At 73.6% G+C, this 13,600-nt stretch carries 11 protein-coding genes, 3 tRNA genes and 1 pseudogene; 2 read left to right on the plus strand and 13 right to left on the minus strand.

Annotated elements, in window-relative coordinates:
* Position 1: 1 nt before the first annotated feature.
* The 9 genes from FHL79_RS01530 to FHL79_RS01570 all read right to left on the minus strand — a co-directional run bounded on the left by FHL79_RS01530 (position 2) and on the right by FHL79_RS01570 (position 8,258).
* Entirely contained in the window at positions 2–1,411 is a 1,410-nt protein-coding gene (locus tag FHL79_RS01530) for a M1 family aminopeptidase (protein WP_138756863.1), read from the minus strand.
* A 21-nt stretch (positions 1,412–1,432) separates the two neighbouring features.
* Entirely contained in the window at positions 1,433–1,858 is a 426-nt protein-coding gene (locus FHL79_RS01535; protein WP_138756864.1) for a MaoC/PaaZ C-terminal domain-containing protein, read from the minus strand.
* Positions 1,855–2,301, minus strand: a complete 447-nt coding sequence (locus FHL79_RS01540; protein WP_138756865.1) for a MaoC family dehydratase N-terminal domain-containing protein — start codon at positions 2,299–2,301, stop codon at positions 1,855–1,857. Before FHL79_RS01540 ends, FHL79_RS01535 begins: the two co-directional genes overlap by 4 nt.
* Positions 2,302–2,333: 32 nt before the next feature.
* Positions 2,334–2,498: a 50S ribosomal protein L33 gene (gene rpmG / locus FHL79_RS01545; RefSeq protein ID WP_026844873.1), complete on the minus strand. Its 165-nt coding sequence runs from the start codon at positions 2,496–2,498 to the stop codon at positions 2,334–2,336.
* 117 nt (positions 2,499–2,615) lie between these two features.
* Positions 2,616–2,689 (minus strand) — tRNA-Met (locus FHL79_RS01550).
* Positions 2,690–2,739: 50 nt separating this feature from the next.
* A tRNA-Thr gene (locus FHL79_RS01555) sits at positions 2,740–2,812 on the minus strand.
* A gap of 173 nt (positions 2,813–2,985) precedes the next feature.
* On the minus strand, positions 2,986–5,514 hold the full coding sequence (locus FHL79_RS01560; RefSeq protein ID WP_246080208.1) for a putative bifunctional diguanylate cyclase/phosphodiesterase: 2,529 nt from the start codon (positions 5,512–5,514) through the stop codon (positions 2,986–2,988).
* A gap of 477 nt (positions 5,515–5,991) precedes the next feature.
* Entirely contained in the window at positions 5,992–7,980 is a 1,989-nt protein-coding gene (locus FHL79_RS01565; protein WP_138756867.1) for a hypothetical protein, read from the minus strand.
* Complete coding sequence (locus tag FHL79_RS01570; RefSeq protein WP_138756868.1) at positions 7,977–8,258, minus strand: hypothetical protein; 282 nt, start codon at positions 8,256–8,258, stop codon at positions 7,977–7,979. Before FHL79_RS01570 ends, FHL79_RS01565 begins: the two co-directional genes overlap by 4 nt.
* Positions 8,259–8,421: 163 nt before the next feature.
* On the opposite strand from FHL79_RS01570, the gene FHL79_RS01575 reads away from it, so the two are divergent.
* Positions 8,422–8,862: a pilus assembly protein TadG-related protein gene (locus FHL79_RS01575; protein WP_138756869.1), complete on the plus strand. Its 441-nt coding sequence runs from the start codon at positions 8,422–8,424 to the stop codon at positions 8,860–8,862.
* A gap of 65 nt (positions 8,863–8,927) precedes the next feature.
* Here the strand turns inward: FHL79_RS01575 and FHL79_RS01580 are convergent.
* Positions 8,928–9,009, minus strand: a tRNA-Tyr gene (locus FHL79_RS01580).
* A gap of 94 nt (positions 9,010–9,103) precedes the next feature.
* On the opposite strand from FHL79_RS01580, the gene FHL79_RS01585 reads away from it, so the two are divergent.
* The gene (locus FHL79_RS01585) at positions 9,104–9,595 is read left to right on the plus strand and encodes a YajQ family cyclic di-GMP-binding protein (protein ID WP_138756870.1); all 492 of its coding nucleotides are present in this window, start codon (positions 9,104–9,106) and stop codon (positions 9,593–9,595) included.
* Between the two features lie 30 nt (positions 9,596–9,625).
* On the opposite strand, the gene FHL79_RS01590 is transcribed toward FHL79_RS01585, so the two are convergent.
* The 3 genes and pseudogenes from FHL79_RS01590 to mobF all read right to left on the minus strand — a co-directional run.
* On the minus strand, positions 9,626–10,483 hold the full coding sequence (locus tag FHL79_RS01590) for a tyrosine-type recombinase/integrase (RefSeq protein WP_246080210.1): 858 nt from the start codon (positions 10,481–10,483) through the stop codon (positions 9,626–9,628).
* A 399-nt stretch (positions 10,484–10,882) separates the two neighbouring features.
* Positions 10,883–11,116: a helix-turn-helix domain-containing protein gene (locus tag FHL79_RS01595; RefSeq protein ID WP_138756871.1), complete on the minus strand. Its 234-nt coding sequence runs from the start codon at positions 11,114–11,116 to the stop codon at positions 10,883–10,885.
* Between the two features lie 586 nt (positions 11,117–11,702).
* A pseudogene (gene mobF, locus FHL79_RS01600) lies at positions 11,703–13,421 on the minus strand (MobF family relaxase); the annotation flags it as partial.
* Positions 13,422–13,600 lie beyond the last annotated feature (179 nt).

Genomic DNA, 13,600 nt, shown 5'->3' on the forward strand with positions numbered 1-13,600 from the left:
GTCAGCGGGGCAGGTCCTCGGGGTCGAGCGCCCCGGCCTGCTGCAGCACGGTGAGCGCGGCCGGCAGGTCGGCCAGCGCCGTCCCGACGTCGGCCGGGGTCGCGATCGCCCAGGCCCGGGCGTCGACGTAGCAGCGCAGTGCCGCGTCGAAGGCATCGGCGCCGGCCCGCTGCCGCGCGGTGAGCAGCGCGGCAGCCCCCTTGCCGTACACCGCCGTCACGTAGCGGCGGTCGTCGGGGAAGGACGCCATGGAGCCGCCGACGTCCCCGTCGGTGGCCAGCAACCGGCTCACCTGGGCGGGGGGTGGGTCGCCGGTCACCGACTCCGCGTAGCTGGCGAACGCCTCGTCCAGCCACGGGTCACGGAACTGGGAGTCCCCGACCATCCCGTAGAACCACATGTGCGCGACCTCGTGCACCAGGACCGTCTCGTCCTCGCTGGCCAGCAGGATCGACGAGGGGTACTCGATCCCGCCACCGAAGTCCGGCAGCCACGGCACGGTGAGCGTGGCGTAGGGGAACGCGCCGAAGCGGGCACCGAGCTGCTCGATCGCCTCCCCCGTCGCCCGGGCCAGCCGGGCCGGGTCCCGACCGGACCCGGGGAGCACCCCGGTGGTCACCCGGACGCCGTCGACCTCGGTCTCGGCGGTGACGAAGGAGCCTGCGGCCACGCTGACGTCCCGGGCGACCGGCTCGTGGGAGGTCCAGGTCCGCCGCCCGCCGCGCTCGCGGGTCGGCTCGTCCTGGTCGCCGGTCATCAGCACGGTGAGCGCGGCCGGCGCGTCGACCGAGATGGTCGTGTCGCTGACCGGGCTGCTGGCGGTCTCGCCGGTGAGGGCCACGAACGGGTCGCGCGCCCAGCCCACCCCAGGTTCCCACGCCAGCAGCGGCGCGCCGCTGGCCCACCAGGAGACGCCCGGGGCGGTGCCCAGCCGCTCGAAGCCGCCGCCGCCGAGCCGGAGCGTGAAGTTCAGCGCGACCTCGGTGGGCTCCCCCGCGGCCAGCCGGTCGGCCAGCGTGATGACGTAGAGCCCACCCGGGGCGGCCGCCGCCGCGCTCTCGTACCCGCTGCCGGCGACGTCCGCGCCGCGCACCGCGGTGACGGTCAGCTGGTTGCCGAGGGCGGTGGCGTCGGGGCCGTTGGGCACCAGCCGGAAGACCAGTTCCCCGGTCGGCAGGTCGGGGGTGAAGAGGACGGTCTCGGTGCCGGTGACCGTCCGCAGGTCGTCGCCGAGGGTGAGGTCGAGGTCGACGACGGGCCGGTCGGGACCAGGCGCGGCGCGCTCCTGGGGGCAGCTGGCGTCCTCGGTGGCCGGCGCCGCGCCGACGGGGGCGGTCGAGGCCGCCGGCCCGGTCGCGCCGCAGCCGGCGGTGAGCAGCAGGGCAGCCAGGACGACGGGGGCCCGGCGCATCGTCGTCCTCCGCCCGCCGGGTCAGCTCAGCGCGACGACGGCGCGGGCCAGGGACAGCACCTTGTCCCCGTTGCTGGTGACGGTCAGGTCGACGCGCACCCGGCCGTCCTCCCCCACCGCCGCGACCCGCCCGCGGACGGTCAGCTCGGCACCCGACCCGTCGTCCGGGACGACGACCGGGCGGGAGAACCGCACCTGGTAGTCCACGACGGCTCCCGGGTCACCGGCCCACCGGGTGACCGCGCGAGCGGCGACCCCGGCGGTGAGCATGCCGTGCGCGATGACGTCGGGCAGGCCCACCTCGCGGGCGACCCGCTCGTTCCAGTGGATGACGTTGAAGTCCCCGGAGGCACCGGCGTACCGGACCAGGTCCGCGCGGGTGACCCGGGAGGTCTGCTCGGGGAGCTCAGCGCCGACCGCGACGTCGGCCAGACGGCGGCGGCTCACGCGACGCCCCGGGCGACCAGCATCGAGCGGGTGGTGCAGACCGGCTCGCCGTCCTCGGTCGCGAGGTCCACCCGCGTGGTGAGCATGTCGTTGCCGGCCACGGTCCGCACCGCGTCGATCGTGGCGGTGGCCACCAGCCGGTCACCGGCACGGACGGGCCGGTGGTGGGTGAACCGCTGCTCCCCGTGGACGACCCGGCTGTAGTCGATCGCGACGTCCGGGTCCTCCACCACCACGTTGCCCGCGCCCAGGCTCAGCACGATGGCGAACGTCGGCGGCGCGATGACGTCGGGGTGCCCGGCCGCACGGGCGGCCGCCGGGTCGAGGTACACCGGGTCGAGGTCGCCCAGGGCCGCGGCGAACTCGGCGATCTTCTCCCGGCCGACCTCGTACACGGCAGAGGGCGGGTAGCTGCGCCCGACCAGTCCTGCGTCCAGCGCCATGCTCCCGCCCCCTCGCCTCGCGACCGCTGCGGTCAGCGCGTCTCGCGGTGGACCGTGTGCCGACGGTCGGTCGGGCAGTACTTCTTCAGCTCGATCCGGTCGGGGTCGTTCCGACGGTTCTTGCGGGTGATGTAGTTGCGGTTCTTGCACTCCTGGCAGGCCAGGGTGATCTTCGGACGGACGTCTGTGGCTGCCATGAGCGCTGTCCTCGCCTTGTTCTGTGTGTCGAGAGGGGCCTCGACGTGCTGGGTGCTGCTCGTGCGCGGCGGGTGCCACGCACGACGACGGACCCCGCTCGCGGGGTCCGTCCGGGGTAGCGGTGACCGGACTTGAACCGGTGACACAGCGATTATGAGCCGCTTGCTCTACCAGGCTGAGCTACACCGCCGGGTGACCGGGCGGCCCGGTCTCTCGACTGGCCCGCTGGTCGTTCCTACGAGCCCCTTTACGGAATCGAACCGTAGACCTTCTCCTTACCATGGAGACGCTCTGCCGACTGAGCTAAAGGGGCGCTGCTCGGGAGTGGAGGGGACTCTACCAAGCCGCTCGCGGCGACCGGCGTACCCCCTCGTGACCGTGCGAGACGACTGTAACAGCCGCCAGGTGCGGCCCCGTCCAGAGGCTCGTGCCGAGCGTGCGAGGCATGAGGAGGACGGGGTCCTTCCCGGGGTCCTCCCACCTGCTTCAGGTCCGGACGAACAGCCGGCGGTGCCGGGCTCCGGGTGCGGCGCTCCGGACGCCGGTACGGGCCAGCAGCCAGCCCTCCAGCCGGTCCTCCGGCAGCGGCCGGCTGACCAGGAACCCCTGCAGCTTGTCGCAGCCCATCTGGGCCAGCAGGTCGCGGGTGACCTCGTCCTCGACGCCCTCGGCCACCACCCGCAGCCCCAGGTTGTGCGCCAGCTCGACGATCGACCGGGCGATGAACGACTCGTTCTGGCTGGTGGACATGCCCAGCACGAAGGACTTGTCGATCTTCAGCTCGTCGATCGGCAGCTGCCGCAGCTGGGACAGCGACGAGTAGCCGGTGCCGAAGTCGTCCATCGACAGCCGGAGCCCCAGCGCGTGCAGCTCGCCCAGCACGTTGCTGTTGCGCACGGTGTCGTCCACGACGCTGCCCTCGGTGAGCTCGAGGGTCAGCAGCTCCCCGGGGACCCCGTGGTGCCGCAGCGCCCCGCGCACCCGGGCGACCAGGTCGGGCTCGGACAGGCAGCGCGCGGAGAGGTTGACCGCCACCGAGATCGCGATGTCCTGGTCCAGCCACCGGCGGCAGCGGTCCAGGGCGCGGTCCAGGACGTGGTCGGTCAGCGGCCCGATCCGGCCGATCTGCTCGGCCAGGCTGATGAAGTCGTCCGGCGGGATGTCGCCGTACCGCGGGTGCGCCCAGCGGACCAACGTCTCCACCGAGACGATGTCGGCCGTCCGGGCGTCCACGATCGGCTGGAAGACGACGGTGATCTGCTCCTCCGCCATCGCCGTCTCCAGCTCGGTGCCCAGCTGCAGCCGGCGCAGGCTCTGCTGGTCCAGCACCGGGTGGTAGGTGGCGACCCCGCCGGAGCTGTGCGCGGCCAGCAGGGCGACGTCGGCCCGCTGGATCAGCGTCCCGGAGTCGGTGCCGTGCACCGGCGCGGCGGCCACGCCGATGGTCAGCGAGACCTCGAGGTCCAGCCCGGCGACGCGGGCGCGGGTGGAGGCGGCCTCGCGCAACCGGCGGGCGGCCCGCTCGGTGGCCGGCAGCGACAGCCCCGGCAGCAGGACGGCGAACTGGCCGCCCTCCATCCGCGCGACGACGGCCTGCGGCGGCGCGTGCTCCCGCAGCAGTCCGGCGGTGACCAGCAGCAGCTCGTCGCTGGCCGCGTGCCCGAGGGTGTCGGTGACGTTGGTGTAGCCGTCCAGCGTCGCCAGGACCAGCCCCGCCCGGGCGGTCGCCGGCTCGGCCACCAGCAGGGCGTCGATCTCGACCGCGAGCCGCTGGCGGTTGGGCAGCCCGGTCAGCCGGTCGTGGTCGCCGTCGTGCCGGATCTGGCTGAGCAGCTGCTGCTGCCGGATCGCCGCGTTGACGTGGGTCAGCATCGAGTCCAGGGCGCCCCGGTCGCCCGGGTCGAAGGTGACCACGCCACTGCGCCGGTCGCAGACCTCGAGGTAGCCGGGCTCGCCCGCGGCGGTCGTCACCGGCGCACCGAGCACCTCACGGGCACCCCGGCGGACCAGCGCGGCCAGCTCGGCACCGTCGGCGCGGGCGGCCGAGGAGAGCACCGGCCCCGCGCTCCCGGGAGCCAGCGCGCGCCGGCGCAGCAGGTCGTCGGGGTCGCCGGGACCGTCGTACCACCCCAGCTCACCGTCGGCGGCGTCGACGACCAGCTGCGGGCCCTCGTCGAGGTAGGGCGGCAGCCACAGCGCCACCCGGTCGGCGTTGAGCAGCTCGCGGACCGCGTTCACGATCTCCCGGGTGCCGGCCTCGTCGGGGGTGACGAGCTCGACCCGGCGGGCGAAGTCGTACACCCGCTGGACGGTGCGCCGTTCGCGGACGGCGTGCGTGGACTGCCGGAAGATCGCCACCACGGCGAGCACGAGCGGCACGATGAGCGCCCAGGCCCAGGGGGTCTGCCAGGTCAGCAGCAGCGCGATGACGCCGACCATCACGCTCAGTGGCGCCACCGCGAGCGCCGGCAACGCGCTGAGCAGCATGTCCCGACCCGGGAGACCACCGGTCAGCGAGATCGCAGCGCAGGTGAGCAGGACCCCCACGCAGGACGCGCACAGCATCGCCAGGGCCAGGGCCAGCCAGCTGATCGGGTCGGCGAGGTCCAGCGGCGGCAGCCAGGAGAGCACCAGCACCGCGGTGCACACCTCGGCCACGGTCAGCGCCAGGTTGAAGGCCGCCTTCGGCAGCGGCAGCTGCTGACGGGCCAGCACGATCGCCACCGCGGCGACCCGGGCGACCGTCGTCCAGACACCACCGATCTCCACCAGAGAGACCACGACGGCGAGCTCCGAGGGCGCGATCGCGAAGGTCTGCCGGCGGAACTCGAGCTGCAGCTGGACGGACTCGGTCAGCAGGAAGGTCGCGAACAGGGCGAGCACCGACCACACTGCGGGCGTCGACCAGGCCCCGGGCAGCGTGGGCACGGCGAGGACGAGGGCCACGACGCCGCCGAGGAGCGCGAGCGTCCAGGGCCGCCGGAGGAACGGAGTCCCCAGCTGCTCGGGGACCATGGGCTCGGCCAAGGTGGGCCTGTCTGTCAGGGGGGCGGTCAGGGCGAACGTAACAGCGCCCAGCCGCCTCCGGCAGCAGGCTCACCCCAAGGGGTCGCCCTGCCTCAGGACCCCGCATGCCCGCCGGGTCCTCGCACGCAGGAGGGCCGTCAGCGGTTCCAGCGCCACCCGCGGTTCCAGCGCCAACCCCGGTCGGCGGCGGCGGAACGCGTGGTCGAGACGGAGCTGGTGGTGGACATGACGCCTCCTGAGGGCACGACGGACTGCAGGGAGTCGCGGCAGCCGCCCACGCGGGGGCAGAGCGTCGTCCGGCACAGACCGCAGCCAAGAGACTGCGGCGTGTCACCCACACGAGGCAAGCATTGACACGCGCGACTGAAGTGATCTTCGTCGTGTCGTCACTCTCTGCAAGTAACACTCAGGTAGTTCTGCCGAGAGAGTGACGGCGGTCCTCTGTGCTCACCCGGTCGGGCGACATCATCCACCCCGGCGCGGCCGCGAGGACAGGTCGGGGAGCGGCACGTCGCGGACCCGGTCGAGCAGCGACTCCTCCGGGGCGGCGAGCCGGCCCAGCAGGTCGGCCGTCTGCCCGAACCCGGCCCGGGCCGCTGCACCGGAGGGGAGCGTCGCGCCGGGCACGACCCCCGGCCCGAGGACCGAGCCGGCGAAGCGCGCCGCCTCCTCGGCCGTGTGCACCCGGCCGGTGTCCGGGCCGATCTCCACGTCGCCGTCCACGTCGAGCGCGTCGGCCACCGGGGCCTCGATCACGTCCAGCAGCTCACCCGCCCGGCCCCGCACCAGCGCCAGCGGCTGACCGACTCCCAGCTCCCACAGCATCTGGGCGTCCACCGCCCGGCTCTGTTCGTGGCTCCAGGCCAGCGCGTACCGCAGCCGCTCGCCGTACTCGAGCACGGCCACGTGCGCACCGGCGACCTCCCCGGCGAACGCCCCTGCGGCACCGGCCCGCAGTGCGGCCTCGACCGCCGCGGTGACCTCGCCCGCCGACCCGGCGTCGGTGACCAGGTTCCCGAGCCCGCGCAGCGCAGTGTCGGCCCGGGCGTCGGGAGCACCCCCGGTGACCGCTGCGTCGAGCACCGGCAGCAGCACGCCCGGCTGACCGGCGACCAGGTCGGTGACGCCGCCGCGGACCTGGGCCAGCGCACCGGCGTCGTCCAGCACCCGCCCGGCGCTGCCGGGGGCGAGGCCCTCGCCCAGCGCGAGCAGCGCGGCCCGGGCGGCGCGACCGGCCTCCGGCCCGGCCGCCGCCAGCGCGACCACCGCCGCGAGGGAGTCGCTGCCCCCGGGCCACGGGCGGGACAGCAGGGTGGTCCAGGCGACCGGGTCGTCGAGCAGCCGAACCGCGGCATCGGCATCGCCGGACCGGGCCAGCACCGCCAGCGCCGCCTCGACCGGGTCGGGTCGGCCGCCCCGGACGCCGGCCGGCGTCCCCCGCGCGGCCTCCCGGCCCAGCAGCTGACGACCCCAGTCGGCGGCCAGCGCCGACCCGGCTCCCGGCGCGGCGAGGACCAGCCCCATCGCCACCGCCTGGTCGTCGGCGGCGCCGTCCGGGTCGTCGGGGCTCAGCCGCACCGCATCCAGGACGGCGCCGCCCTGGCCACTGAGCGCGCCGGCCAGCAGGGCGGCCAGCGGCTCCTCCTCCCCCGTGCCGGCCAGCCCGGCGAGCACGGACAGCAGCCAGGTCACGCCCTCGCCCCCGAGCCGGCCGACCAGGGCGTCGGCGAACCCCGGGACCGAGGCGTAGGGCCGCCAGCGCTGCACTGCCGTCGCGAGGGTCTCCGCGGAGCCGGGACGGGTCAGCTGGTCAGCGGCCTGCCGGCCCAGCGCCGCCAGGGCCTCCGCACCCCAAGCGGGCAGCTGCACGGCGAGCCGGACGGTGACCGCCGCAGCGACCCCCGGCCGGCCGGTGCCGCCGAACGGCCGGGTGACGCCGACGAGCACGGCGGCGGCCACCGTGGCGTCCTCGGCCAGCAGCTCCAGCAGCGCCCGGTGCTCCGCTCCCCGGTCGGCGTCCTCCTCCCTCACGTCCCGGACCAGGGCCACGGCCTCCGCCGGCGCGGCCGCACTCCCGCTCTCCAGGGGGATGCCCACCAGCGCGGCCAACTGCGCGCCGGCGTCGGCGAACCGGTGGCGCTGGTCGGCCCGCAGGGACGTCACCCGGGCGAGCACGGTCAGCCAGAGCGCGTGGTGGTCGGCGAGCCGGGCGGCGGCCGCGGTCACCGCCTCGTGCAGGTCGGCGGCGACGGCGAGCGCCGCGCCGACCTCCGCTGCGGCGACGGTGGCGTCGGCCCCCTGCCAGCCGCCCAGCGCGACCGCGGGCTGCAGCAGGTGCACCGTCAGCCCTGCGGCGCACCCCGCCGAGGTCAGCTGTTCGACCACCGAGCCGAGCGCGTCCGGTGAACCGGGCGGCTCGGGCAGCGCGACCGGGACCGGGAGCAGAAGGGTCACTGCGGAACGCCCCGGCCGAGCACCGGCAGCAGGCGCTCGTCCAGCCCGAGCCAGGCGTCCGCCGCTGCGGTCACGGCCTCCCCCAGCCAGGTCAGCTCGCCGGCCAGGCAGCGGCCGGCGGTGCCGACGGTCTCGCCGAACCCGGCCACCGCAGGGCCGAGCGGCCCGCCGACCGGGTCGTCGGCCGGCACGGTGCCCACCTGGGCCGCCTGGACCGCGGCCCCGTCGAGCACGCCGGCCAGCGCGTACAGCTGCGCGACGACCACCTCGATCACCATGCCCGGCAGTGTGCTGGCCGGACGTGGGGCGCGACGGCGTCGTCCACAGCCCCAGCGGCGACTGCAGGCGTACGCGCCCTCGTCGTCCACATCGTCCACAGGCGTCGTCCACAACCGGTGGACGACGGTGCCGCTCGGCCGCCCCGCCCTCTACGCTCCCCGCGTGCGACCGGCCAGCCAGCAGCTCACCGACCCCGAGGCCGGTTCGACGCTGCCGTTCGTGCTGGTCTGCTGGCTGGTCGCGGCGCTGATGGTGCTCGGTGCGATCGCCGCCTCCGATGCGTTCCTGGAGCAGCAGGAGGTGCAGTCGGCCTGCGACGGCGCCGCGCTGGCGGCGGCGAACGAGGCCGACGCGGCGGTCGTCTACGCCCAGGGCGCGGGCGCCCACCTGCCGCTGACCCGGTCGACCGCCGAGTCAGCGGTCGCCGACCAGCTCGCCGACGCCGGGGTGCAGCTGGACGCGTGGTCGGCGCAGACCGACGGGACCGAGGTGACCGTGCGGTGCACGCGCTCGGTGCACATCGCCTTCGACTGGCTCTTCCTCGGTGGGCGCCCGCTGGACCGCACGGCGGTGGCCAGCGCCCGGGCTCCGACCGTGGGCTGAACCCGAGCCGGCCCGGGAACGAGGACGGCCCCCGACCGTGCGGTCGGGGGCCGTCGCACCGGGTGTGGCGGGTGAAGGATTCGAACCTTCGTAGGCTAAGCCGACGGATTTACAGTCCGCTCCCATTGGCCACTCGGGCAACCCGCCGCCGTGCTGGTGCCGGATGAGCTTACAAGACGGTGGACGGCGGTCGGGGAGGTCCCCGGCGAGCACGCTCCACAGCGCGAGAGAGGAGACAGTCATGGCCGATGCGTCGTTCGACGTCGTCAGCAAGGTCGACCGCCAGGAGGTCGACAACGCGCTGAACCAGGCAGGCAAGGAGCTCTCCCAGCGCTTCGACTTCCGCGGGGTCAACGCGACCATCACCTGGGCCGGGGAGGAGGCGGTGACCCTGCAGGCCGACACCGAGGAGCGGGTCGCCGCCGCGCTCGAGGTGTTCAAGGAGAAGCTGGTCAAGCGCGGCATCTCGATGAAGGCGCTGGACGCCGACGAGCCGCAGTCCTCGGGCAAGGTCTACAAGATCTCCGCCACGATCAAGCAGGGGATCGCCTCGGACAAGGCCAAGGAGATCGCCAAGGCGATCCGGGACGAGGGCCCCAAGGGCGTGCAGGCGCAGATCCAGGGCGATCAGCTCCGGGTCAGCGGCAAGAAGCGCGACGACCTGCAGGCGGTGCAGCAGCTGCTCAAGGGCAAGGACTTCGAGATCGCCCTGCAGTTCGACAACTATCGCTGATACGGCGCCTTTCCGCAGGTCAGCGGCTTGTCAGGAGCCGCTGGTCCGCACAGAGTCCGCACGAGCGTCCAGCGCGGCGGCCATCAGGCCGCCCGCTGCGGCGCGCGTGCGGTCCTCGGCGGTCGGCCACAGATGGGAGTAGACGCCCAACGTGATCGTCGCCGAGGAGTGCCCCAGCGCCCGCTGGACGGTCACCACGTCGCACCCGGCGGCGATCAGGCCGCTCGCGTAGAAGTGCCTGAGGTCGTGCAGCGTGTACCCGTCCAGTCCGGCCGCCTGGCGGAGCTGCCGCCACTGGTGGCCCGCCGAGTTCCTGTTGAGCGGCCTGCCGTCGCTGGACACCAGCCAGTCCCCCGGCCCTGCGCCTGCCCCGCGTACATGCTCGGACAGCAGCTCGATCAACTCGGCGGGAGCGTAGATGACCCGCTCGGACCCGAACTTCGGGGCGACCAGCTCGGCGGTCGCGTTGGACTCCCCCTGCACCTGGTGACGGACCGAGATGGTGCGACGGAGAAAGTCGACGTCGTCCAGTCGGAGGCCGACCGCTTCCCCCAGCCGTAGGCCGGCGAAGGCGCAGACGGCGACGAACGGCTGGAACCACGTTGGCGCCAGGTCGAGCGCGATCCCGACCTCCTCGGCGGTGGGGATCGTCATGGCCGCCGCGGCCTTCCGCCGCCGGGGCAGTGCCGCACCGGCCGTCGGGTCGGCCTTGATGACCCGGTCGAGGACGGCAGCGCGCATGCAGATGTGGACGTAGTTGTAGCGAGTGCGGATGGTGCTCGGCGCCAGCCCGGATCCCCGGCTGCTGGCCGGCCGGGACATGGCCTTGATCCACTGCTGCACGTGCGAGGGTCGGATCTGGCGCATGGGCACATCGGCGAACGTCACAGTGGCTGCTGCCTGCTGGGCCGCCAGGAGCGTTCCTCGCTCCCACACCTGCAGACTGGACCACTGCTCGAACCAGGCCTTGAAGGTGAGCTTCCCGGCGTCGGGGTCGACGTAGTCGCCGGTGACGATCGAGGCCGTGACCTCATCGAGCCATCGGATGGCGTCGGTCTTGCGGTCGAAGTGGCGGGCGTGCTCCTGCCCGCCTCATCGCGGTAGCGGGGGCGCCACCGCCCATCCGGTCTACGCGAAATGCTGGCCACAGCGTTTCCCTCGTCGGTTCTGCCGTCGGCAGGCCTCCCCGGTCGTTGACCCTGCCGCCAGGGGGGTGACGATGCGCCAGAACAGCAACCTCGGGAATCGCGGATCCACAGCGGGCGACCTGTCCTGTGGGCAGAGGCGTCACAGGCCGGGGGCCCCGCTCCCGTCGTGCTGAGAGTCGATCCAGGTGCGGAGGTCGTCGCGGCGGTAGCGGACGCGACGGCCGAGACGGAAGCTCCGCGGACCGATGCCGAGGTGCCGCCAGTAGCGCAGCGTCGCGACGGCCGCGCGGACGAGCTCGGCGGCCTCCGTGATGGTGAGCAGCTCCGGCTCAGGGCTGGCGGCGAGCTCACGACTGGCGGGGTGGTCCGGCATGGCTGACTCCGAGACTGATCGGCTGTGGTTGGCCCTTCCCCCCATGAGGCGTCGTGCACGGTCGTCCACTGACAGCGTCCCTGGAGCTGATCTCGCGGCCTTGTCTTCGCCGTCGTGATCTGGCAGGGGCCTTACCGTCCTAAGCGAGGGCCGGCGCCCCGGTGCGGTGCCCGGTGCGGTGCCCGGTGCGTGGCCGGCTCCGGTCGGCGCACCCCACTGCTGAGGTGGGCGTAGCGGGCCACCTCCAGGGCTACAAGTTCGGCGGCGTGGGCTGGGCCGAGGTCGGCACGGTCGCGGGCGAAGACACTGATCCACTGCTCCCGTGCCCCGGCGAGATCCTCGGCGACCAAGTGAGCGGTGTTCGACCGGCGACCGCGGGTCATCCCCACGTAGGCCGACGCGGCGCCGGTGCGCTCCCCGACCATCACGTGCGCAGTGGTGACGGTGTTCCCTTGGACACCGTGCGCGGTGCTGGCGTAGGCCAGCTCCACGTACCCGGCGACGTAGCCGGCCGGCAGCACCCGGCCACTGACGGCCGCAGGGGCGACATCGCCACGAGCCGTGCGGGCGGGGGTGACATCAGCCGGAGCGACCAAGAGCTGTCCACGTCGAGCATTCCGGCCTCGTCGACGACCACCAGATCCCCGGAACGAAGCCGCGCCTCCTCGGCTGGCCCGGTGTAGATCCGGCCGGTGACCGGGTCGGTCTGGTCGACCGTGAGCCGGTGCCAGGAGCCGTCGTTGGTCCAGCGCCAACCGTGCTGGAATGCCAACCACGCGGTGGACCCAGCGGCGGCGCCGATCTCCGCGGCGGCGACCTTGGCAGCTCTCAACGTCGGGGTCACCACTGTCAGCCCCCGTCCTTGCCGCTCGAGGATGTCTCGGGTGGCGGTGAGGGTGGTGGTCTTGCCAGCACCGGCCGCACCCTCGACCACCAGAAGCGGCCGGTTCCCGACCAGCGCGTCGACGACCGCAGCCTGACCGGCATCCAAGTTCGCCGGGCGACTGACGCCGTTCTCGGCCCGGCCGGCGCGGGGGTCGCGGGCAGCGGCCCGGGCGGCGAGCCGGCTGGACACGTCGGCCTCCACGTCCAGCACCGGCTGGGAGGTCAAGGCCCGGATGTGCTCGGGGAGAGCAAGAGCGGCTCCATCACGGGTGAGCAACGGCACACAGCGTTCGAGAGGGCGGAAGGTGAGGTCCTCGGCCAGCTCGGCCCGAACCGCGGCGTCGACGACGATCCCGGCGGCGGCAAGTGCCTGTTCGACCTCGCCGCGGATGTCTGCGGTGTTCCATCCCGACCGGCCCGCGGCCAGCCGGGCCAGCACCTGGTCCGCTGTCCCGTCGCGGTCGAGGCCGCCGACCGGAGGCGGGGACAGCTCGACCGGTTGGTCGCGGTCCCGGTGACCGAGGGCGGCCAGCTCAGCCAGCCACCGGGTTTCCACGTCAACACCGGATTGCGGGGTGAGTTTGTCTGGGCGCCCGTCGGCCCAGGCCCGCGCATCCCACGAGCGCCGCAGCGCCGGTCCCGGACGCTCGCCAGGATGCGCCGCCATCCACTCGGATTCGTATCTGTTTATGTTGCGGATGATCTGCGCCGCCCGAGTGCTGAACGCGCTCACATAGCAGGACAGTTGGGTGATTTCGCCTGCCGCGTCCAGGGTGTAGCCGTAGGCGGCGAGTGCGGCGCGGAAGTCCGGGTCGGTGGCAACCGCCGCGTGTCCGATCCCGTTGATGGCGGCCAGCGAATCCCGGACCCCGACTGTGTGCAGCCCGCGCCATTTGCCGGCTGCGAACACCCGGGCGTTGACCTGCAGGTGCAGGTGACGGTGCGGGTCCCCGGCACGAGAGGTGTAGTGCCGCACGGTCACCGCCTCCAGCACATCGACGGGCACCTGGACCTGCCCGCCACGGGGCCCGACGCGGGTGGTGGCGTGCTCGGCAAGCCAGCCGACGATCTGGCCGGCGGCGCGGTCCTGCGCCGCGTCGTGGGCCCCGGCGATCTCCGGGTGCAGCGCCGCGGCCACGGACCAGGACTTCGGGCCGCTGACCACCACCTCGACGAACCACACCGCCCGGTCGTCCTCACGCAGCGGCCCCCGCGGCGCACCGGTCTAGGGATCCACCCCGGCAACCCACGCCTCGTAGCCAGCACCGGACATCGGCGCCAACTCCTCCACCCGACCGCCGGCGGCCGCGAAGCGGCGCGCGATCCCGGTTCCCTCGGCCAGATAGTAGTCATCGGCCCGGCCCTGACCGGCCTCCACATAGCGGCGAGCAGCGGCCGGTACACCGGCGTACACCTTCATTCCGCCATGCAATTACCAGCACCACCAGACAATGACCAACACGTCACCCCACGAAATGGCAAAGGCCCCGCGAAGCGGGGCCCCATTTACCTACATTGGTAGCATGCGTGCCGTCTGACGTGAAGGTTTGACGTCTGAAGTGAAGGTTTGAGAACTGTGGACAAGGGATGGCGAGGGTG

The sequence above is a fragment of the Modestobacter altitudinis genome (assembly GCF_005930475.1).
Taxonomy (GTDB): Bacteria; Actinomycetota; Actinomycetes; order Mycobacteriales; family Geodermatophilaceae; genus Modestobacter; species Modestobacter altitudinis.